Annotated in this window: 20 protein-coding genes; 7 read left to right on the top strand and 13 right to left on the bottom strand. The window is 70.8% G+C overall.

The annotated features are described in order from the left end of the window. The first annotated feature begins 96 nt into the window (after nt 1-96). Nucleotides 97-1,857 (top strand): threonine/serine ThrE exporter family protein, encoded by a 1,761-nt coding sequence (locus ADL25_RS44365; protein ID WP_079051037.1) that lies wholly within the window; start codon nt 97-99, stop codon nt 1,855-1,857. A 46-nt stretch (nt 1,858-1,903) separates the two neighbouring features. On the opposite strand, the gene ADL25_RS44360 is transcribed toward ADL25_RS44365, so the two are convergent. Continuing rightward, a complete protein-coding gene (locus ADL25_RS44360; RefSeq protein ID WP_059133641.1) occupies nt 1,904-3,076 on the bottom strand; it encodes a DedA family protein in 1,173 nt (390 codons plus the stop codon). A 237-nt stretch (nt 3,077-3,313) separates the two neighbouring features. Beyond that, a complete protein-coding gene (locus ADL25_RS44355) occupies nt 3,314-4,072 on the bottom strand; it encodes a MerR family transcriptional regulator (RefSeq protein WP_059133640.1) in 759 nt (252 codons plus the stop codon). A gap of 825 nt (nt 4,073-4,897) precedes the next feature. Here ADL25_RS44355 and ADL25_RS44350 point away from each other — a divergent pair. Then, nucleotides 4,898-6,310, top strand: coding sequence for a glutamate decarboxylase (locus ADL25_RS44350; RefSeq protein WP_059133639.1), 1,413 nt, complete (start codon nt 4,898-4,900; stop codon nt 6,308-6,310). A 56-nt stretch (nt 6,311-6,366) separates the two neighbouring features. On the opposite strand, the gene ADL25_RS44345 is transcribed toward ADL25_RS44350, so the two are convergent. From ADL25_RS44345 to ADL25_RS44320, 6 genes are all read right to left on the bottom strand, one after another. After that, nucleotides 6,367-7,095: an ABC transporter permease gene (locus ADL25_RS44345; protein ID WP_059133695.1), complete on the bottom strand. Its 729-nt coding sequence runs from the start codon at nt 7,093-7,095 to the stop codon at nt 6,367-6,369. A gap of 77 nt (nt 7,096-7,172) precedes the next feature. Beyond that, nucleotides 7,173-8,129, bottom strand: coding sequence for an ATP-binding cassette domain-containing protein (locus tag ADL25_RS44340; protein WP_059133638.1), 957 nt, complete (start codon nt 8,127-8,129; stop codon nt 7,173-7,175). A gap of 73 nt (nt 8,130-8,202) precedes the next feature. Further along, nucleotides 8,203-8,844 (bottom strand): PadR family transcriptional regulator, encoded by a 642-nt coding sequence (locus ADL25_RS44335; protein ID WP_059133637.1) that lies wholly within the window; start codon nt 8,842-8,844, stop codon nt 8,203-8,205. A gap of 25 nt (nt 8,845-8,869) precedes the next feature. Continuing rightward, nucleotides 8,870-9,418 carry a DinB family protein gene (locus ADL25_RS44330; protein ID WP_059133636.1) on the bottom strand — a complete coding sequence of 183 codons (549 nt, stop codon included), beginning with the start codon at nt 9,416-9,418 and terminating at the stop codon, nt 8,870-8,872. A gap of 129 nt (nt 9,419-9,547) precedes the next feature. Then, nucleotides 9,548-11,008, bottom strand: a complete 1,461-nt coding sequence (locus tag ADL25_RS44325) for an aldehyde dehydrogenase family protein (protein WP_059133635.1) — start codon at nt 11,006-11,008, stop codon at nt 9,548-9,550. A 136-nt stretch (nt 11,009-11,144) separates the two neighbouring features. After that, on the bottom strand, nt 11,145-11,981 hold the full coding sequence (locus tag ADL25_RS44320; RefSeq protein WP_059133634.1) for a helix-turn-helix domain-containing protein: 837 nt from the start codon (nt 11,979-11,981) through the stop codon (nt 11,145-11,147). Nucleotides 11,982-12,328: 347 nt separating this feature from the next. Here ADL25_RS44320 and ADL25_RS44315 point away from each other — a divergent pair, with 347 nt between their 5' ends. Further along, the gene (locus ADL25_RS44315; protein WP_059133633.1) at nt 12,329-12,817 is read left to right on the top strand and encodes an ATP-binding protein; all 489 of its coding nucleotides are present in this window, start codon (nt 12,329-12,331) and stop codon (nt 12,815-12,817) included. Nucleotides 12,818-12,941: 124 nt separating this feature from the next. Here the strand turns inward: ADL25_RS44315 and ADL25_RS44310 are convergent, their stop codons facing one another. The 4 genes from ADL25_RS44310 to ADL25_RS44295 all read right to left on the bottom strand — a co-directional run bounded on the left by ADL25_RS44310 (nt 12,942) and on the right by ADL25_RS44295 (nt 14,563). Further along, nucleotides 12,942-13,190 carry a DUF397 domain-containing protein gene (locus ADL25_RS44310; RefSeq protein ID WP_059133632.1) on the bottom strand — a complete coding sequence of 83 codons (249 nt, stop codon included), beginning with the start codon at nt 13,188-13,190 and terminating at the stop codon, nt 12,942-12,944. Between the two features lie 173 nt (nt 13,191-13,363). Next, entirely contained in the window at nt 13,364-13,825 is a 462-nt protein-coding gene (locus tag ADL25_RS44305; protein ID WP_059133631.1) for an SRPBCC family protein, read from the bottom strand. Next, the gene (locus ADL25_RS44300) at nt 13,822-14,181 is read right to left on the bottom strand and encodes an ArsR/SmtB family transcription factor (RefSeq protein ID WP_059133630.1); all 360 of its coding nucleotides are present in this window, start codon (nt 14,179-14,181) and stop codon (nt 13,822-13,824) included. Before ADL25_RS44300 ends, ADL25_RS44305 begins: the two co-directional genes overlap by 4 nt. A gap of 10 nt (nt 14,182-14,191) precedes the next feature. Continuing rightward, nucleotides 14,192-14,563: a VOC family protein gene (locus tag ADL25_RS44295; RefSeq protein ID WP_059133694.1), complete on the bottom strand. Its 372-nt coding sequence runs from the start codon at nt 14,561-14,563 to the stop codon at nt 14,192-14,194. Nucleotides 14,564-15,110: 547 nt separating this feature from the next. On the opposite strand from ADL25_RS44295, the gene ADL25_RS44290 reads away from it, so the two are divergent. Both ADL25_RS44290 and ADL25_RS44285 read left to right on the top strand, forming a co-directional pair. Continuing rightward, a complete protein-coding gene (locus ADL25_RS44290) occupies nt 15,111-15,626 on the top strand; it encodes a hypothetical protein (RefSeq protein WP_234381308.1) in 516 nt (171 codons plus the stop codon). Nucleotides 15,627-15,753: 127 nt separating this feature from the next. Beyond that, nucleotides 15,754-16,263 (top strand): DUF4232 domain-containing protein, encoded by a 510-nt coding sequence (locus ADL25_RS44285; RefSeq protein WP_059133693.1) that lies wholly within the window; start codon nt 15,754-15,756, stop codon nt 16,261-16,263. A 7-nt stretch (nt 16,264-16,270) separates the two neighbouring features. Here the strand turns inward: ADL25_RS44285 and ADL25_RS44280 are convergent, their stop codons facing one another. Continuing rightward, a complete protein-coding gene (locus tag ADL25_RS44280) occupies nt 16,271-17,431 on the bottom strand; it encodes a DUF2786 domain-containing protein (RefSeq protein WP_059133628.1) in 1,161 nt (386 codons plus the stop codon). Between the two features lie 79 nt (nt 17,432-17,510). Here ADL25_RS44280 and ADL25_RS44275 point away from each other — a divergent pair, with 79 nt between their 5' ends. Next, nucleotides 17,511-18,245, top strand: a complete 735-nt coding sequence (locus ADL25_RS44275; RefSeq protein WP_059133627.1) for a Clp protease N-terminal domain-containing protein — start codon at nt 17,511-17,513, stop codon at nt 18,243-18,245. A gap of 56 nt (nt 18,246-18,301) precedes the next feature. Continuing rightward, a complete protein-coding gene (locus ADL25_RS44270) occupies nt 18,302-19,999 on the top strand; it encodes a bifunctional 3'-5' exonuclease/DNA polymerase (RefSeq protein WP_059133626.1) in 1,698 nt (565 codons plus the stop codon). Nucleotides 20,000-20,059: the final 60 nt, after the last annotated feature.

Genomic DNA, 20,059 nt, shown 5'->3' with positions numbered 1-20,059 from the left:
GTTGGGGGTGGCGCGGCCCGTTCGCGTTCGTGCGCATACTGAGGCGTAAGCCGGTAAGCAGGGAAAGCACGACCACGAAAGGCGGGACGGAAACTGGTGGCGGAGCCGGACGCGGAGGACCGCAAACCGCGGTCGGACCAGGCGAGGAGCACGTTCGCACCCGTCGGGCGCGGCGGTGAGGACGACCCGTCCTCGACATCCGGATTCTCCCTTCCCGAGGGCCTGCGCACGCCGCCCCCGACCGTCACCGACTCGTCCACGACCTCCGAGTTCGCCGTCCCCGTGGGCCTCGATGTGCCGCACGCGACCGGTGCGGAGCCGGAGACGACATCGGAGTTCGCCCTGCCGAAGGGCATGGAGACCCCGCAGCCGCTCGCCGAACCGGAGGGGTCGGCCTTCAGCCGGCCGAGCACGTACACCTCGGGGCAGGCCCCGCCCGCGTTCACACCGCCCTCCGGGATCCCCGCGGTCCGGCTGACCAAGGAGGCGCCCTGGCAGGACCGGATGCGCACGATGCTGCGCATGCCGGTGACCGAGCGGCCCGCCCCGGAGCCGGTGCACAAGGACGACGAGTCGGGGCCCGCCGTGCCGCGTGTGCTCGACCTGACGCTCCGTATCGGCGAACTGCTGCTCGCGGGCGGCGAGGGCGCCGAGGACGTGGAGGCGGCCATGTTCGCGGTCTGCCGGTCCTACGGCCTGGACCGCTGCGAGCCCACCGCCACCTTCACACTGCTGTCGATCACGTATCAGCCGTCCCTGGTCGACGACCCCGTGACGGCTTCCCGGACCGTCCGCCGCCGCGGCACCGACTACACGCGTCTCGCGGCCGTGTTCCGGCTCGTGGACGACCTCAGCGACCCCGAGACGGCGGTCTCCCTGGAGGAGGCCTACCGGCGGCTCGCCGAGATCCGCCGCAATCGGCACCCCTACCCCGGCTGGGCGCTGACCGGGGCGAGCGGGCTGCTCGCCGGTGCGGCCTCCGTGCTGGTCGGCGGTGATGCGATCGTGTTCATCGCGGCCGCGCTGGGTGCGATGCTCGGCGACCGGCTGGCCTGGTTGTGCGCGGGGCGCGGGCTGCCGGAGTTCTACCAGTTCACGGTGGCCGCGATGCCCCCGGCCGCGATCGGTGTCGCGCTCACGGTCGCCCAGGTGGACGTGAAGGCCTCCGCGGTGATCACCGGTGGTCTGTTCGCGCTGCTGCCCGGGCGGGCGCTCGTGGCGGGCGTCCAGGACGGACTGACCGGCTTCTACATCACCGCGGCGGCGCGCCTGCTGGAGGTCATGTACTTCTTCGTGGGCATCGTCATCGGCGTCCTGGTGATCCTGTACTTCGGCGTGAAGCTGGGCGCCCAGCTGAATCCGGACGCGGCCCTCAACCTCTCCCAGCGGCCGGTCGTCCAGATCGGCGCGTCCATGCTGCTGTCCCTGACCTTCGCCGTGCTGCTCCAGCAGGAGCGGTCCACCGTGCTCTGGGTGACCCTCAACGGGGGTGTGGCCTGGACCGTGTACGGGGCCATGCACTATCCGGGCGGGCTCTCGCCGGTCGCCTCCACCGCCGTGGCCGCGGGTCTGGTGGGCCTGTTCGGGCAGTTGCTCTCGCGCTACCGGTTCGCGTCCGCGCTGCCGTACACGACCGCGGCGATCGGGCCGCTGCTGCCCGGTTCCGCGACGTACTTCGGGCTGCTGTCGATCGCCCAGAACAACCTGGACAAGGGGCTGGTCTCGCTGGCCAAGGCCGCCTCGCTCGCCATGGCCATCGCGATCGGCGTGAACCTGGGGTCGGAGATCTCACGGCTCTTCCTGCGCGTGGGCTCCGCCAGGGGACGGCGGGCGGCCAAGCGGACGCGCGGATTCTGAACCGGGGGAGCCGTGCCGGACGGTCCCCCGGGAGCACACGCGCGGGTCAGTTCTGCGGGTAGCCCTGGCCGTAGGGGTACTGCTGGGGCTGCTGCTGCCCGTACGTCGGGTCGGTGTCGTACGGCTGCTGCTGCGGCCCACGGCCCTGGTGCGGGGACTGCTGGGCGTACGGACGGCCCTGGTTCTGGTTCTGGTTCTGGTCGTAACCCTGGTGCACGTCATGGCCCGGAGCCGGGTCGTAGCCCTGGTGTCCGTCGTAGCCGCGGTCCGGGTGACCCTGGCCCGGGTGGCCCTGATACGCGTCATGGCCATGGTTCGGGTGGCCCTGGTACGCGTCGTGGCCCTGGTACGCGTCGTGGCCCTGGTACGCGTCGTGGCCCTGATACGGGTCGTGGCCCTGGTTCTGGTCGTACGGCTGCTGGTTCCGCTGGTGGGCCCGGCTCCGGTCGGCGTAGGGCGGGTACTGGCCGCGGTCCTGGTAGGCCGGAGCGACGGGGCGCAGCCGGGTGGTCGCGTCGTCCATGACCGGCTGCTGCTGCACGCCCTGCACCGGCTGCTGCCAGGCCGGCGTCTCCGGCTGGTCCGGGTTCGGGTTCTTCCTGGCCTTGGAGCGGGCGCGCAGGAACTCGATGGCGATCGGGACCACCGAGACGAGGACGATCAGGATCAGGATCGCCTCGATGTTGTTCTTGACGAAGTCGATCTTGCCCAGCCAGGAGCCCAGCAGGGTGACGCCCGCACCCCACAGGACGCCGCCGATGACGTTGAAGGTCAGGAACGAGCGGTACTTCATGCCGCTGACGCCGGCGATGATCGGCGTGAACGTGCGCACGACCGGTACGAAGCGCGCCAGGACCAGGGACTTGGGGCCGTACTTCTCGAAGAACTCGTTGGCCTTGGTGACGTTCTCCTGCTTGAAGAGGCGGGAGTCCGGCCGGTTGAAGAGCGAGGGTCCGACCTTCTTGCCGAACATGTAGCCCGCCTGGTCGCCCAGGATCGCGGCGACGCAGATCAGGACGATGGCCGCCCACAGCGGGAAGTCCAGCTGGTTCGAGGTGATCAGCAGTCCGCACGTGAACAGCAGCGAGTCACCCGGCAGGAAGAACCCGATGAGCAGGCCCGACTCGGCGAAGACCACGAGGAGCAGTCCCCATATGCCGAAGTTGTCCAGCAGGGTGTTCGGATCCAGCCAGCTCGGTCCGAGGGCAAGCGTCGTCACGGTTCCGGGCTCCTGATGTGAGAGGAAGTGCGGCGTCCTGGGGGCGGCCTGCACGACGGTGGCCGCACAAAGCTATCAACGCACGGTTTCCGCACCAGGTTCCACCGGTGGCCCCGGCACGCGCACGGTGCGCGGCCGGGGCACACGGGTGGTGGCCACGGGCACCCGGGGCACGGCGCCGGTTCCGCGACGGCGGCGCTCCCGGCCGGAGGCGGGCCGCCCCGGGCCGGGTGCCCGTCAGGCGTGGCGGGCCGCGTTGGCCGTGATCGCGTCCCTCAGATGCTCGGCGAGGCCCGGCCGCATGGAGTCGTAGAACTCCTTGAACCGCTCGTCGGAGACGTACATCTCGCCGAGCCCGCGGTGGATGTCGTAGGAGCACTCGTAGAACCACTTGCTGATGTGCTGCCGGTGCTCCTCGGCCATGTCCATGGCGCGCTCGCCGGACGGATCCTCTCCTTCGGCCATCAGGGCGACGTAACGCTCACCCCAGGAGGCCACTTCCGCCTGCATGCGCTTCCAGTCGTCCTTGGTGTAGCGGGCGACGCGTCGCTGCGACTCCGCGTACTGCTCGGTGCCGCCCCAGCGGCGCTCGGCCTCCTCGGCGTGTGCCTCGGGGTCCTTGTCCCCGAAGACCTCGAACTTCTCCTCGGGCGTGAGGTTGATGCCCATCGCGCGTGCCTCCATGGCGTGCTCCACGGCCGCCGCCATCCTCTGCAGTCTCTCGATCCGGGCGGTCAGCAGTTCGTGCTGGCGGCGCAGATGCACACGCGGGTCCGCGTCCGGGTCGTCGAGCAGGGCGGCGACCTCCTCGAGCGGGAAGCCGAGCTCCCGGTAGAACAGGATCTGCTGCAACCGGTCGAGGTCCGCGTCGCCGTAACGCCGATGGCCCGCGCGGGTGCGCTCGCTGGGCACGAGCAGGCCGATCTCGTCGTAGTGGTGAAGCGTGCGCACGGTCACGCCGGCGAATCCGGCGACCTGGCCCACCGAGTAGCTCACTTCCGCTCCCTTCTGGGTACGCGCTCCAGGCTGGGTCCTCACGTCGCGTGAGGTGCAAGCCCGTTCCCCCGGGTGTGGCGGCGCCCTCTGCGACGGCCCGCGGACCAGGGGCGTTCTGCCCGATTCACGCCCTTGGGGTGTGCCCGTGGCTCAGGGCACCGCGCAATGGGCGACCGCCGGACCGGCGACCCCCGCGCGGCGGCTGCTGCCGCTGGTCCCTCCTGGCGCTCGTCGTCGGCGCCGGGGGCCAGTCTGCTGTACCTGGCCGCCCCCTGACCGACACGTCCTGTGGCCGACCCTGCCCGATGGGCTGGATGGGATCGGCCGCTATTGCGCGGTCCGGCTGCTCGTCGTGCTCACCGCTACCGGTGCGCTCGTGGGACCGGCCGCGTGTCAGGCACGCGTGCCCCGGCCCCGCGACGCCGCTCACCATGACGACCCCGCCGCAGTCAGCGAGCTCGGCCGGCGCCGCCGGGTGATCGCGAGCAGGACGCCCGGCGCTCCCGGATTCGGCTGGACGCAGCCGCCGTCCGGTGAACCGGGAAGGAGCACATCCCGGGGCGGCGGGGCATCCATGAGTCGGCGGGCGGCGGGGAACCCATGGAGCAGCGGGAGGAGGACACAGGGAGCGAGGGGCCCGGAGCGGCCGGCACAGAGCAGTCGAGGGGCCGGAGCCGGGCGAACGGGTGATACGCCGGCGGCCGGTGAACCGGCGGCCCCGCAGGCCCGATGAACCATCAGGACGTCCGGATCGGGTGATCCGGACGGCCGGATTCCGCAGGAATCGCACGTGTACTGCACCGACGTGATGGGAGACGAGACACGATGCCGCTCCACACCGGCCCGGGGAAGCCCGAAGAGCGCCCCATGTCGATGAACCCCTTCTTCGGGGAGGCCAACCCGGTCGTCGAGATGAACCAGGCGCCGCCCAAGCACCGGCTGCCCGACGGGCCGATGCCGCCCTCGGTCGCGTATCAACTGGTCCACGACGAACTGATGCTGGACGGAAACTCCCGGCTCAATCTCGCCACGTTCGTCAGCACGTGGATGGAGGACCAGGCCGACCGGCTGATGTCGGAGTGCCGCGACAAGAACATGATCGACAAGGACGAGTACCCGCGCACGGCGGAGCTGGAGCGCCGCTGTGTGGCCATGCTCGCCCATCTGTGGAACGCACCGGACCCGGAGTCCGCGGTGGGCTGTTCGACGACCGGCTCCAGTGAGGCCTGCATGCTCGCCGGAATGGCGCTGAAGCGGCGCTGGGCCCGGCGCAACGCGAACCGCTACCCGTCCGCGGACGCCCGCCCCAACCTGGTCATGGGCGTGAACGTACAGGTCTGCTGGGACAAGTTCTGCAACTTCTGGGAGGTCGAGGCGCGCCAGGTGCCCATGGAGGGCGACCGGTTCCATCTGGACCCGCAGGCGGCCGTCGACCTGTGCGACGAGAACACGATCGGCGTCGTGGGCATCCTCGGATCCACCTTCGACGGATCCTACGAGCCGATCGCCGAGCTGTGCGCGGCCCTGGACGACCTTCAGGAGCGCACGGGCCTGGACATCCCCGTGCACGTCGACGGCGCGTCCGGGGGCATGATCGCGCCCTTCCTCGACCCGGACCTGGTGTGGGACTTCCGGCTGCCGCGGGTCGCGTCGATCAACACCTCCGGCCACAAGTACGGCCTCGTCTATCCGGGTGTGGGCTGGGCGCTGTGGCGGGACCAGGAGGCCCTCCCCGAGGAACTGGTCTTCCGGGTCAACTATCTGGGCGGCGACATGCCGACCTTCGCGCTCAACTTCTCCCGGCCCGGCGCCCAGGTCGTGGCGCAGTACTACACGTTCCTGCGGCTCGGCAAGGACGGCTACCGCGCGGTCCAGCAGGCCGCGCGGACCGTGGCGCAGGGGCTCGCCCACCGCATCGAGGCGCTGGGCGACTTCGAACTGCTCACCCGCGGGGACCAGTTGCCGGTCTTCGCCTTCACCACCGCACCGGATGTGCAGGCGTACGACGTCTTCGACGTGTCCCGGCGCATGCGCGAGTTCGGCTGGCTGGTCCCCGCGTACACGTTCCCGGCCAATCGCGAGGACCTGTGCGTGCTGCGGATCGTGTGCCGCAACGGCTTCTCGACGGACCTCGCCGCCCTGTTCCTCGAGGACCTCGACCGGGTGCTTCCGGCACTGCGGCGGCAGCCCCACCCATGGACCCGCGACAAGCAGAAGGCCACGAGTTTCCATCACTGAGGGCCCGCACGGCCGCCCACGCCCACGGCGCGAGCGGCCGTCGGACCGCCGTACGGCTACCCGTTCAGCCGTCCGAACCTGCGCACCGCCAGCGGGAAGAAGACCGCCAGCAGCGCCAGCGGCCAGACGACGGCGGCCCAGACGTGCCCGGCCTCGCCGCCGGGCCCGCCGAGCAGGTCGCGTACGGCCGTCGCCGTGCGGGACATCGGGTTCCACTGGACCGCCGTGCCCAGCCAGCCGGGCATGGAGTCCGGAGCGGCGAAGGCGTTGGAGAGGAAGCCGACCGGCCAGACCAGGATCTGTACCGCCTGCACCAGCTCCGGCTTCCCGGCGACCAGCGCCAGATGGATCCCGATCCACAGCATCGCGAAACGGAACAGCAGCAGCAGGCCGACGGCACCGAAGAACGCGGTGATCCCGTTGTGCACACGCCAGCCGAGCGCGAGCCCCACGCCTGTCAGGGCCGCCAGGCCGAGTACGGACTGGAGCATGTCCGCGGTCGCACGGCCCACGAGCACCGCGCCGTCGGCCATGGGCATCGCCCGGAAGCGGTCGATCACGCCCTTGTCGAGGTCCCTGGTGACGGCGAGCATGGTGCCCTCCAGGCCGAAGGCCATGGTGAGCGCGAGCATCCCGGGGACGAGGTAGTCGAGGTAGTCGCCGGTGACACCGCGGCCGCCGCCGACCAGGTAGCCGAACATCAGCAGCAGCATCACGGGGAAGACCAGGCCGACCAGCACCTGGACCGGCTGCCTGGCCCAGTGGGCGAGTTCGCGGCGGGTCATGGTCCAGCAGTCGGCGAGGACGTGCGCGCCCGGCACGGGAGCGGGGCGGGCGGGGCCCCGGTGGGCGAAGGTGGTGCTCACGCGGCCTCCTTCACGTTCCGGTCCGCGCCGGTGAGATGCAGGAAGACCTCATCGAGGGTGGGGCGGCGCAGGGCGATGTCCTCCGCCTCGATGCCGGCCGCCTCCAGGGCGCGTACGACCCCGGAGAGCGCCGCCATGCGGTCGGTGACCGGGGCGCTGAGCAGGCGCCGGTCCACGTCGACCGAGACCTCGTCCCCGGGCAGGGGCCACAGGGAGCGGGCCGCGCCCAGCAGGCCGCCGTCGCGCAGCACGACGTCGATCCGGTCGCCGCCGATGCGGGCCTTGAGTTCGCCGGCCGTGCCGTCGGCGATCACCCGGCCGTGGTCCACGACCGAGATGCGGTCGGAGAGCTGGTCGGCCTCCTCGAGGTACTGGGTGGTGAGCAGGACCGTGGTGCCGCCGCCCACCAGGGAGCGGACCGCGGACCACACCTCGGCGCGGCCGCGCGGGTCGAGACCGGTCGTCGGCTCGTCCAGGAACAGCACCTCGGGTTCGGTGATGAGGGACGCCGCGAGGTCCAGGCGGCGCCGCATGCCTCCGCTGTACTGCCTGACCGCCTTGCGGCCGGTGTCCTCGAGGCCGAAGCGCACGAGGAGTTCGGCGGCGCGCCGCCGCGCCCCACGGGCGCCCATACGGTGCAGGCGACCGAACATCTCCAGGTTCTGAAAGCCGCCGAGCTCCTCGTCCAGGGCCGCGTGCTGTCCGAGCAGGCCGATGCGGAACCGCACCTGCCGGGCGCCCTTCACCACGTCGTGCCCGGCCACCTCGGCCCGGCCGCCGTCCGGCCGCACCAGGGTGGACAGGATGCGGACCAGGGTCGTCTTGCCCGCGCCGTTCGGACCGAGGACCCCATGCACCGTGCCGCGCCGGACCACCAGGTCGAGCCCGTCCAGCGCCGGTGCGCCACCGTACTTCTTGCGTACCCCTTCGACAGTGATCGCCGTCTCGGCCACCCGTCGCTCCTTCGCTAGTCAAACTTGACTACTGGGGGAAGGTAACGCGGCCGAAGGCATTGGTCAAACTTGATTAGTTCGCATCCCCCGGATGCGGCTCCCCCGTCGCGTACGGGTTCTCCTGGCCCTCCGTCAGAACGCCCACGAACGGCTCCCCCTCCCCCGCGAAGGAGTACGCCCCGCCCTCGATCCGCTCGACGAGCCCCCGGGTCCAGGCCGCGTCGGAGTCCGCGGTGTGGACCCAGAGATTCATGATCTCGCCGATGTGGCCGAGCTGCCCGGGACCGTCCTCGGGGATGTAGTGCTCGGTGACCGCGGCCCGCCACGCCTCGATCCGCCGGGTCCGCTCCCTCAGCAGGTCCAGCACCTCCTCCCGTGGCAGGTCGACGACGAAACCGATGGCCGCGGACTGGATGTCCATCTTCTGGTCGTATGCGACCAGGGACTCACGAAGGAGCCGCAGGAACTCCTCGGTCCCCTTGTCCGTGATCTCGTACTCGGTGCGGGGCGGGCCGCCGGCCGTCGACGGGGCGACCTCGTGCGCATGCAGCAGTCCCTGTTTCGCCATCTGCTTCAGGGCGTGGTAGATCGAGCCGGGCTTGGCGTTGGACCACTCGTGCGCGCCCCAGTACTCCAGGTCGTTGCGCACCTGGTAGCCGTGGGCCCGCCCGTGCTGACGGACGGCGCCCAGCACGAGGAGGCGGATCGCTGACATGCGCCCCAGCGTAGGACGCGTGAGATCAGCCCCAGGACGTGCCCTGCTCCATGGCCACCAGCTCGAAGGCCGTCTTCCCGTCCAGCGACTCCCTGACGATGTCCGCGTGACCCGCGTGCCGTGCGGTCTCGCGGATCAGATGGAGCAGCAGCCAGCGCATCGAGACGCGCTCGTCCGGCGGGAACCACGGGTCGTTCGGCAGCGCGAACGTGTCGTCCAGGCTCGGCACCGACCGGATGAACGCCTCGGTCTCGTCGGCGACCTTCCGCCAGTACGCAAGCTGCGAGTCGACCGTCTCGTCGCCCATGAGCCGGAAGCACTCGTGCCAGTTCGACTCGTCCCGCGGTACCGCGGGGGGCTCGCCCTTGGCGCGGGCGATCCAGCCCTGCTCCACCTCCGCGGCGTGCTTGAGCAGACCGGACAGGGTCAGTTCGCTGGCACTGGGCCGGCTCGCGGCCTGCTCCTCGGTCACGCCGAGCAGGGCCCGGCGAATACCGCCGCGCTGCTCCTCCAGGAAGGAGAGCAGTGCTCCGCGTTCATCGCCCTGCGCCTCGGCACGCACATGAGTGACCACGACAGTCCGCCTTTCACCGGTTCCGGCTGGTTCGCCCTTGCCTTGCACCGATGAAGCTACGGGCCCTTGCGGTCGACTTCTGTCCGCAAGGGCCCGAGGGGGACGAGGAATCGCCGGCAGGCGGTGTCGTCAGAACGGGAAGCCGCTGCGCCCGTGCTGCACGGAGATCCACTTCAGCGTGGTGAAGGCCTCCACGGTCGTCTCGCCGTTCAGCCGGCCGACGCCCGAGTGCTTCTCCCCGCCGAAGGGGACACGCGGCTCGTCGTGGACGGTGCCGTCGTTCACATGGAACATGCCCGTGTCGATCCGCTTGGCGAAGGCGACGCCGCGCTCGATGTCGCCGGTGTGGACGGCACCGCTCAGTCCGTACGGGGTGTCGTTGACGATCCGCACGGCCTCCTCCTCGCCGTCGAACGGGATGAGGAAGGCGACCGGGCCGAAGATCTCCTGCCGCAGCAGGTCGGAATCGGCCGGGACGCCCGTCAGCACCGAGGGCTCGACGAGGTTGTCGGTGGTCCTGCCGTGCACCAGCGCGATCGCGCCCTCGGCGATGGCCTGCTCGACGACGCCCGAGACCGCCTCGGCCTGGGAGGAGTTGATCACCGGGCCGATGACGGTCTGCGGGTCCCGCGGGTCGCCGACCTTGAGGGACTTGACCTTGGCGACGAACTTCTCGGTGAACTCCGCCTGCAGCGAGCGGTCCACCAGAACGCGGTTGGCGGCCATGCAGACCTGGCCCTGGTGCACGTACCGGCTGAAGACGGCGGCGTCGACGGCGTAGTCGACGTCCGCGTCGTCCAGCACCACGAGCGCGCTGTTGCCGCCGAGCTCGAGGACGGACCGCTTGAACAGCGAACCGCAGACGGTGGCGACGTGGCGGCCGACCTTGTCGGAGCCCGTGAAGGAGATGACCTTCGGGATCGGGTGCTCGAGGAACGCGTCGCCTATCTCCGCTATGTCCGTGATGACGACGTTCAGCAGACCGCCCGGGAGCCCGGCGTCCTCGAAGATCCTGGCGACCAGGGAACCGCCGACGACGGGCGTCTCCTGATGCGGCTTGAGGACGACGCCGTTGCCGAGCGCGAGCGCCGGGGCGACCGACTTGATCGACAGCAGGAACGGGAAGTTGAAGGGGCTGATCACTCCGACGACACCGACGGGCACGCGGTAGAGGCGGTTCTCCTTGCCGTCGATCGGCGACGGGAGGATCTTGCCCTCCGGGCGCAGCGTCAGCCGGATCGACTCGCGCAGGAACTCCTTGGCGAGATGCAGTTCGAAGGCGGCCTTCACCCGGGTCCCGCCGAGCTCCGCGATGATCGCGTCGGCGATCTCGGTCTCGCGCTCCTCGATGATCCCGAGGGCCTTCTCGAACACGGCACGGCGGCCGTACGCGCTGATGGCCGCCCATTCCCGCTGGGCGTCCGCGGCGGCCCGGTACGCCTCGTCGACCTCGTCCACCGTGGCGATCGTGATCGACGCCAGCTTCTCGCCGTCATAGGGGTTGAAGTCGATGATGTCCCAGGAGCCGGTGCCCTGGCGCCACTCACCGCCGATGAACTGCCGAGCCAGATCGGTGAAGTAGGACGACATGTGACCCCTCAATCCCTCGCAGCCGAAGCAGACACCCGTTCACCTGCCCGTGATCACGACACGGTTTGATCTCGCGTCATCGTACGCAAGTCCAAAAGGAGTTGGGGGAACGCCTCGAAGCACTCTGTGCGGACAGTCAGGAAAGCTGGAGCAGACCCCGCAGCAGATCGCGGCTTTCGTCCGGACCGGGGCTGTCCTGCTGCAGTTGCTTCATGGCCGACTCGTACTGAGCGACGTCCTCACGCTTGTCCAGATACAGCGCACTGGTGAGCTGCTCCAGGTAGACCACGTCGGACAGGTCGGACTCGGAGAAGCTCAGAATCGTGAAGGAGCCGCTCTCGCCGGAGTGCCCGCCGAAGCTGAACGGCATGACCTGAAGCCGTACGTTGGGGTGCTCCGAGATGTCGATCAGATGCTGGAGCTGGCCCCGCATCACCTGCCGGTCGCCGTAGGGCCGACGCAGCGCGGCCTCGTCGAGCACCACATGGAACTCCGGGGCGCTCTCCGCGACGAGGTACTTCTGGCGCTCCAGCCGCAGCGCCACCCGCCGGTCGATGTCCGCGACGCTCGCGCCCCTCATGCCACGGGCGACGACCGCGTGGGCGTACGCCTCGGTCTGCAGCAGGCCGTGCACGAACTGGACCTCGTAGGACCGGATCAGATGGGCTGCCCCCTCGAGGCCCACGTACGTCGGGAACCAGTTCGGCAGAACGTCCGAGTAACTGTGCCACCACCCGGCGACGTTGGCCTCCTTGGCCAGCGACAGCAGGGACGTTCGTTCGGCCTCGTCGGTGATCCCGTACAACGTCAGCAGATCCCCGACATCGCGTGTCTTGAAGCTCACCCGTCCCAACTCCATGCGGCTGATCTTCGACTCCGAGGCCCGAATCGAGTAGCCGGCCTGCTCTCTGGTGATGCCGCGCGCCTCCCGCAGACGCCGGAGATGGGATCCCAGCAGAATGCGCCGCACCACCGACCCGCTCGAGTCCCCAGCGCTCACGTTCGTCAGCCTCCCCAACCGTCCTTCAGATCGCGCAGTCTGCCACTAAAACACTTCGAGCAGTACTCGTACGGTTACAGAAACGGAAAGGAGTCGAAGGGGATCCGCAGGCAGGCATCAGGAAGTGGCAAGCAGGCGGCAAGAAAGTGTCAGAAGAAACAAGCAGAAAGCGGTACGGGAACCACCAATTCCGGCGCGTGCACGTGCATCTGCCCTTGCATCTGCCTGGCTCATCCGAAACCATGGTCCCCGCGCCACCGCTGCATCGCCACGACCGCGAACACTCGGGAGTGCCTCGCATGGGGACGAATGGATCGACCATGCTCGAGCCCTTACGGCAGGGACTTCCGCCGCTCGATCCCGCGGCCGTGTCCGACTCCGCCTCCTGCGCCCTTGCCGCCCGGCTCGAAGCCGTGCGCGAAGCACGGCAGTTCACCCGCAAGACCCTCGGTCAGTGGGATGTGGGCGATCGGTTCGACGACGTCTGCCTCGTGGTCTCCGAGCTCGTGACCAATGCGCTGCGGCATGCGCTGCCCGCGGCGGCACGGGATGCGGGCGAACAGGACGCGCCGGTACGGCTGCATCTGATGCGCTGGACCTCGCGGCTGGTGTGCGCCGTACGCGATCCCAGTCACGACGGTCCGGTCGCGGGCGACTCGGACGACTTCTCGGCGGAGTCCGGCCGCGGACTGTTCCTGGTCGACTCGTTCGCCGACAGCTGGGGCTGGCACCCGCTGGCGGGCACGCTGAGCGGCAAGGTCGTCTGGGCGCTCTTCCTGCTGTCGGCCGGGCCGGTGTGCGCGGAGTAAGAGCCGCGGTCCTTTTCCGAGGTCACGGTTCTACGCGTGTTGCGGCCGTGGTACATCGGTGCACCACGGGGCGGACGCGTGTCCGGCGTCCGCGGGACCTCCACCCGGGCCCGCGCCGGGCGCATCAGGCGATCAGATGGTCGAACTCGCCGTCCTTGACGCCCAGCAGCATCGCCTCGATCTCCGCACGGGTGTAGACAAGGGCGGGCCCGTCGGGGAAGCGCGAGTTCCGTACCGCCACGTCTCCCCCTGGCAGCCGCGCGAACTCCACGCACGACCCCTGCGAATTGCTGTGCCGGCTCTTCTGCCAGGCCACTCCGCTCAGCTCCGCGGCAGCCATGCCGTTGTACACGTCGTACACGTCGTGGTCCACAGGTCGCTCCCCGAACGGTGCATTTGGCTGGTGTGGCCATTGATGCAGTGGTCAACTGTCCCGGATCATAACTCCGTTCACATGCAGCTGCATGCGCAAATGCACGTGCACGGGGGGTGTTCCTGCGGTTACAGCTTTTACAGTCCCTTGACTACTGCCTGACTGCGGCCTGACTACAGTCGGTCAAGCGTCTGCCCCAGAGCTCGCATTACATGCGACCTCCAGCCCCCGTCCATGATCGTCCGCGCCGTCATCTGTGCCGGGTCGTCCGGGTCGAACCCTTCATGCACTAGGAAGAGACGCGTCCCGCGGCCTTCCTGTTCCAATGTCCACGTGATGGTCCAGTCCGCGGGATTGGCGGGGTCCGCGTCGGCCCACCCCACACGCAGCATCCGCCCGGGCTCATAGGCGAGTACCTGCACGTCGACGGTGCCGGAGAACCGGGTGTTGGGCCGCGGCACGGAGGTCATCGTGTAGCGGTGCCCCACTTCGAGCCGGAAGTTCTCGGAGCCCGGCATCTGCCACTGGGCCAGCAGTCCGGGCTCGGTGAGGGCGCGCCAGACCTTGGCCGGGGGATGCGGCAGGAACTGGTCGACGCGGATCGTGGTGAGGTCGTCGCCGGGCGCGGTGCTCATGGGCGGTCATCGTCCGGCATACGGTCGAGCAACTCACCGAGCCCGCGCAGCCGCTGCCGCCAGAACCGCTCGTACGGATGGAGCCAGTCCTGCACCTCGGCGAGCGGGGCCGCCTCAAGACGGTAGATGCGCTGCCGGCCCGAGCGCTGCTCGGAGACGAGGCCGGCCTCCCGGAGCACCTTGAGGTGTTCCGAGAGGCTCGGACGTCGCATGTCGAATCGGTCGGCCAGGGCCTGGACGGGCTGCGGTCCCTCGTCGCGCAACAGCCGCAGCACCTCGCGGCGGGTGCCGTTGGCGAGCGCGGCGAAGACGCGGTCCTCGGCGGCGGTGTCCGCCCCGGCCCCGGTCGTGGTCATGCCGGACTCCCTATCCCTGTGCCTCCGTCAGCAGCATCAGACCGTTGCCGTCGGGGTCCTGGAAGGACACCATCCGGCCCCACGGGAGGTCGTCCGGGCCCTGTACGGACACGCCCGCCCCGGCCAGCCGTGCGCAGTCGGCGTCGACATCGGTCGTGACCAACATGATCCCCCGGGTCGAGCCGGGTTCGAAATCGCCCATCCCGGGACCGGAGAGCGTGAAGACGGTCTGCGCACCCCGGGGGGCGACCTGAAGCCACCGCCCCTGCGGCATGTCCAGGTCGGCGGAGACCTCGAAGCCCAGGACCTCCGTGTAGAAGCGCAGGGCGCGGTCCTGGTCGGTGACGGGAACAGTGACGAAAGAAGCGTGTGTGACGGTCATGCGGCACACCATAGGTAGGAGATTCCCTACCCGTCAAGCGTAGGAAATTCCCTACCTATGATGACACCCGGACAACGGGCATGACGCTCGGACGGCCGTGCAGGCAAGGCGCGCCCTGGGAAGGCGTGCACGGGCACCGCAGCGGCCGGAGCCCGTGCCCCCGGCGTGAAGATCCGAGGAGACCAGGGGCCGGTACGGCGAAGAATGGGTGGATCGCGACGATCGAGAGGCATCGGCGCGCCCGTCGTGCGGCGGTCCGCGCGCCGCGCCGGACCGCGCGGGGATCGTCGGCCGTCGATCGCCGCAAGACCGGAGCGGCTCATCGCCCGGCCGAAGCCGCGCAGGCAGCCGCCCGGACGCGGGCCTCCCGGGGCTGAACCGGGCAGCGGGCCGCACGACGGCGCACCTCGCCTTCGGCCCGTGCCGGGTCGGCCCGCGTGAGCAACCGCACGCCCGGCGTCTCCCCGGCGCGCACAAGCCCTCCTGGTAGCTTGCTGCGATCGTCCCCATGACCTCATCGGCAACCCGGCAACCCTGGGAGACTCCAGTGACAGCGACGCATGTCACGCGCCGGCAGGCGCGCATCGGACTGACGGCCGCCGCCGGTCTCGCGGCCGCGCTCGTGCTGACCGGCTGCAGCGGCGACTCCGGGGGCAGCGACTCCGCGAGCGGTGGGGCGTCCACGCCCAGCGCGTCCGGGGCCACGGCGGACGCCGGCGGGGACTCCGGCACACCGGGCGCCGCTTCCGGGACGATGGAGGGCAGCTGGCTGGCCACGACGGGCGGCAAGGCCGTGGCCCTGGTGATCACCGGCAAGCAGGCGGGACTCTTCGCGACGGGCGGCACCGTCTGCACCGGTGTGGCGGGCGAGGAGTCGGGCAAGCAGACGATCCACCTCAAGTGCACGGACGGCAGCAACGACCGCGGGACCGGGACGGTCGACTCGCTGAACTCGCGGAACATGAAGGTGACCTGGCAGGGCGGCATCGGCGCGGAGACCTTCATGAAGGCCGAGGGCGGCACGCTGCCGAGCGGACTGCCGACGGCGAGCCTGGGATCCTGACCTCCGGCTGCGCGCGACGGGCCGCGGGATCCGGGACCGGGTGCACACACGGCGACGGGGGCGCGCAACCCCGCCCCGCCCGCCTGCGTGATGATCCATGCACATCGTCACGACCCAGAGGACCTTCATGCGCACGCTCCACGTCCGCCTCTCCGCCGCCGCCTTCGCCACGGCCCTGGCCCTGACCGCCTGCGGCAGCGGCGGGGGCGGCGGCAAGGAAGCCGCCCCCCCCCCCCGCCGCATCGGCGTCGAGGTCGGTCCCGGCAATGCCGCCACCAGCCCCGGCGACACCGGCAACGTCCCGGTCACCCTCACGAACCGCGACAGCAAGCAGTGCACCCTGAAGGGCTTCCCCGCCATCGAGCTGCGCGACGGCGACTCCGCCTGGACCGTGCCCGACCAGGAGGGCGCGAAGCCGGCCGAGGTGACGCTGCAGAAGGACGAGACGGCGACCTTCACCATCACGTACGTCCGCGGCGACGGCGGATCCCGCAGCGCCCCGGTCAAGACCGTGAAGATCGACGTTCCGGGCGCCGGTGACACGGGCAGCCACCCGTGGTCGTACGGGGACGTGGCACTGAAGGACGCGAAGACCCCGGACGCCTCGGTGAGTGCCGTGCAGGTCGCCGGGGACTGACCCGGTCTCAGGGGAGCCGGGGCCGTCCCGCCACCTGCGCCCGGTCGGCGGCCGCGGCTCCCTGCTCCCATCCGTCCGCATCACCGACGCCGCGCAGCCGGGTGGTGACCGTCTCCGGGAACATCCGCTCCATCCGGTCGGCGACGGCCACGTCCCGGGCCACGAGCATCGGCAGCAGATCGCCCTCGCTGTGTGCGACCTGCCCCTCGGCCGCGGTCCGGAGCCGGTCGCCGATGCGATGCGCGTACGCCGCCAGGAACGACTGCCGGAACGTCTTCGTGCGCTTCCGGCCGCCCTTGCGCTGAGCCGCCTCCGCCTTCGTCATCGCACCGGTGGCCTGTACGAGCAGCGAGGTGTAGAGCAGTTCGACGGCCTCCAGGTCCGGTTCGAAGCCGATGACGGTGGAGAAGCCCAGGGCCCCGTGCCACACGGCCCGGCAGCGGTTCGCGGTCGCCACCGCGTCGAGGAGCACCGCCTTGGCCGTCTCGTAGGGCGGCTCGACCCCGATGCGGCAGGCGCCGGGGGCGTTCCCGGGGTGCGTACGGGCCGCGAGCAGCGCCTCGTCGATGCTGTGCCGCGCCATCAGCTCCTGCGCCTTGGCGCTCAGCGCCTCGGCCTCCTCGGGGTAGCCGGTCGCCTCCGCCTTGGCGAGCAGGGCACGGATGCGGGTGAGCATGCGTGACTCCGGCTGCCGCGGGGCGGCGTCCTGCCCGGGCGCCTCGAGCGGTTCGAGGGCGGGCAGCCGCAGGAGCAGGCGGTACAGCTCCAGAACGGCGGTGGCGTGCGAGAAGCGGTCGAAAGTCCCCGAGGGCTCCACGTCGAGGTCGCGCAACTGTGCGGCCCAGCGCGGGCCGGGGGGCGTGCGCCCGCCGGCCTCCCCGAGGACCAGCGCCGACACGAGGCGCACATGAAGGGCGTCGAGTTCGCGGCGCACGATGCGTACGACGTCCGCGGGCTGCCAACCGCGCCGCCAGGCTGCGGCCACGAACTGCTCGCCGCGCCGGACGAGTTCGGCGTCGGCCCCGGTATCGGCGGCGAGCAGCGAGGCACCGGTGTCGAGGGCCGCGTCGGTGTCGTCGTAGAGGGCGGCCCGGAAGGCGCGGTCCACGGTGGTCGTCGTACTCACGCGTTCGATCGTGACACGAGGCGCGCCGGAGCCCGCCGCCATCCCCTCCGCGGGCCCGCACCTCGCGGCCGGGTGTCAACTTCGGGTTGACAGTCTCAGGGTGTCAACTTACGGTTGACGCATGACGGAGAAGCCGTACACCTCAGCGAACCTGCGTCTCGACGACCTCATCGAAGCCATCAAGAAGGTCCACACGGACGCACTCGACCAGCTTCAGGACGCGGTGATCGCCGCGGAGCACCTCGGCGACGTGGCCGACCATCTGATCGGCCACTTCGTGGACCAGGCCCGGCGTTCGGGCGCGTCCTGGACCGACATCGGCAAGAGCATGGGCGTCACCCGGCAGGCGGCCCAGAAGCGCTTCGTGCCCAAGGAGTCCGCGGACCTCGACCCCAACCAGGGATTCAGCCGCTACACCATCCGCGCCCGCAACGTGGTCGTCACCGCGCACAACCGGGCGAAGTCGGCCGGCAACGCCGAGACCGTCCCCGAGCACCTAGTCCTCGGGCTCCTCGCCGAGCCGGAGGCGCTGGCCGCGAAGGCGATCGTCGCCCAGGGGGTCTCGCTGGACGCGGTGCTCGAGGCGGCGACCGCCGCCCTGCCGCCCCGCGCCGAGGACGCCCCCGAACTCGTTCCCTACTCCCCCGCCGCGAAGAAGTCCCTCGAACTCACCTTCAGGGAGGCGCTGCGCCTGGGTCACAACTACATCGGCACCGAGCACATCCTCCTCGCGCTCCTCGAGCAGGAGAACGGCGAGGGCCCGCTGACCGGCCTCGGCATCAGCAAGGACGCGACGGAGGCACATGTGCTCAAGGCGCTGGACGACATCCGCAAGCAGCTCTCGCAGGAGGACTGAGCCACCCGGCCGGCACGTCCGGCCCCACTGTCAGACCCCCCTGCCACACTCGCAGCATGACCGGGCGCTGGGCTCTCGCTCCGGCCGAGGACGGTGGCGCGGAGGTCGCCGCACTCGGCCCGGACGGGCTGCTCGCCGGGCCGGTGGTCAGGGAGGGGGATCTCGTCGAGGCCGTCCGGGCGCGGCCGGAGGTCACCCGGTGGGTGTGGCGGTCCACCGCCGACGTCCAGCCGCGTCTGCTCGCCACGGGGGTGCGGGTCGACCGGTGCTATGACGTCGAGGCCGCCGAGACCCTCCTCCTGGGCCACGAGGGGCGGCTCGGCGAGCCCCGGTCGGCAGCCGCCGCGCTGGCCCGGCTGCGCGGCGGCCCCGTACCGCCGGACCCGCCGTCGCGGTCCGCCGAGCCCGGCTCGCAGTCCTCCCTCTTCGAGCCCAGCCCCGTCCACGTCCCCCTCCGCGACCTCGTCGAGGTGTACGCGGACCAGCAGCGCCGGCACGAGTCCACCGCCGACCCCGACCGGATGCGTCTGCTCACCGCCGCCGAGTCGGCCGGCATGCTGGTGGCCGGCGAGATGAACCGGTCCGGGCTGCCGTGGAGCGCGGACGTCCACCGCGGGTTGCTGCACGATCTGCTCGGCGAGCGGTACGCGGGCGGCGGCGAGCCCCGGCGCCTGGCCGAGCTGGCCGACGAGGTGTCGGCCGCCTTCGGCCGCCGCGTCCGGCCCGACCTGCCCAACGACGTGGTCAAGGCCTTCGGCCAGGCCGGCATCCGGGTGCGGTCCACCCGCCGCTGGGAGATCGAGTCGGTCGACCATCCCGCCGTGAAGCCCCTGCTCGAGTACAAGAAGCTGTACCGCATCTGGGTCGCCCACGGCTGGTCGTGGCTGCAGGACTGGGTGCGCGACGGCCGCTTCCGGCCCGAGTACCTGCCTGGCGGCACGGTCACCGGCCGCTGGGTCACCAACGGCGGCGGCGCCCTGCAGATCCCCAAGATCATCCGACGCGCCGTGGTCGCCGATCCGGGCTGGCGGCTGGTCGTGGCCGACGCCGCCCAGATGGAGCCGCGCGTCCTGGCCGCCATTTCGCGCGACCCGGCGTTCATGGAGGTGGCGGGCCGCGACGACGACCTGTACCAGTCGGTGTCCGACCGGGCCTTCTCCGGTGACCGCGGCCACGCCAAGATCGCCGTTCTGGGCGCGATCTACGGCCAGACCTCGGGGGACGGTCTGAAGAACCTCGCCCTGCTGCGCCGCCGTTTCCCGAAAGCCGTTGCGTACGTCGACGACGCGGCGCGCGAGGGCGAGGAGGGCCGGCTCGTCCGCACCTGGCTCGGTCGCACATCACCGCCGGCCGCCGGTGCCTCGGACGACGCGACGGAGGAGGCGGGCATTCCGCAGGAGGACGGCCCTTCGGCGGCGGCCGGGGAGACCCAGCAGTGGATGCCGGGATACGCCTCCACCAACTCCCGTGCCCGCGGCCGCTTCGCCCGCAACTTCGTGGTCCAGGGCAGCGCGGCGGACTGGGCTCTGCTGATGCTCGCCGCGCTGCGCCGCGCCTGTGCGGGCCTCGCCGCCGAGCTGGTCTTCTTCCAGCACGACGAGGTCATCGTGCACTGCCCGGCCGAGGAGGCGGACACGGTGGTGGCGGCGATCCAGGAGGCCTCGGACCTTGCGATGCGGCTGACGTTCGGCGAGACGCCGGTTCGGATTCCGTTCACGACGGGCGTCGTCGAGTGCTACGCGGACGCGAAATGACGTGGTGCGCACGGCCCGAGGGCGATCCCGCCGCCCGCGCATGCCCCACGGGTCGCTCAC

The organism is Streptomyces sp. NRRL F-5122 (assembly GCF_001507435.1).
Lineage (GTDB): Bacteria > Actinomycetota > Actinomycetes > Streptomycetales > Streptomycetaceae > Streptomyces > Streptomyces lannensis.
The sequence above is the reverse complement of the archived record's forward strand: the minus strand, read 5'-3'. Positions and strand labels throughout refer to the sequence as shown.

Excerpts from the sequence above, each read along its gene's own strand:
- ADL25_RS44325 (WP_059133635.1), bottom strand. The coding sequence starts at position 11,008 with ATGTCGTCCTACTTCACCGATCTGGCTCGGCAGTTCATCGGCGGTGAG.
- ADL25_RS44335 (WP_059133637.1), bottom strand. The coding sequence starts at position 8,844 with ATGTCAGCGATCCGCCTCCTCGTGCTGGGCGCCGTCCGTCAGCACGGG.
- ADL25_RS44285 (WP_059133693.1), top strand. The coding sequence starts at position 15,754 with ATGCGCACGCTCCACGTCCGCCTCTCCGCCGCCGCCTTCGCCACGGCC.
- ADL25_RS44305 (WP_059133631.1), bottom strand. The coding sequence starts at position 13,825 with ATGAGCACCGCGCCCGGCGACGACCTCACCACGATCCGCGTCGACCAG.
- ADL25_RS44315 (WP_059133633.1), top strand. The coding sequence starts at position 12,329 with ATGCTCGAGCCCTTACGGCAGGGACTTCCGCCGCTCGATCCCGCGGCC.
- ADL25_RS44280 (WP_059133628.1), bottom strand. The coding sequence starts at position 17,431 with ATGGCGGCGGGCTCCGGCGCGCCTCGTGTCACGATCGAACGCGTGAGT.
- ADL25_RS44300 (WP_059133630.1), bottom strand. The coding sequence starts at position 14,181 with ATGACCACGACCGGGGCCGGGGCGGACACCGCCGCCGAGGACCGCGTC.
- ADL25_RS44350 (WP_059133639.1), top strand. The coding sequence starts at position 4,898 with ATGCCGCTCCACACCGGCCCGGGGAAGCCCGAAGAGCGCCCCATGTCG.
- ADL25_RS44270 (WP_059133626.1), top strand. The coding sequence starts at position 18,302 with ATGACCGGGCGCTGGGCTCTCGCTCCGGCCGAGGACGGTGGCGCGGAG.
- ADL25_RS44345 (WP_059133695.1), bottom strand. The coding sequence starts at position 7,095 with ATGACCCGCCGCGAACTCGCCCACTGGGCCAGGCAGCCGGTCCAGGTG.
- ADL25_RS44275 (WP_059133627.1), top strand. The coding sequence starts at position 17,511 with ATGACGGAGAAGCCGTACACCTCAGCGAACCTGCGTCTCGACGACCTC.
- ADL25_RS44295 (WP_059133694.1), bottom strand. The coding sequence starts at position 14,563 with ATGACCGTCACACACGCTTCTTTCGTCACTGTTCCCGTCACCGACCAG.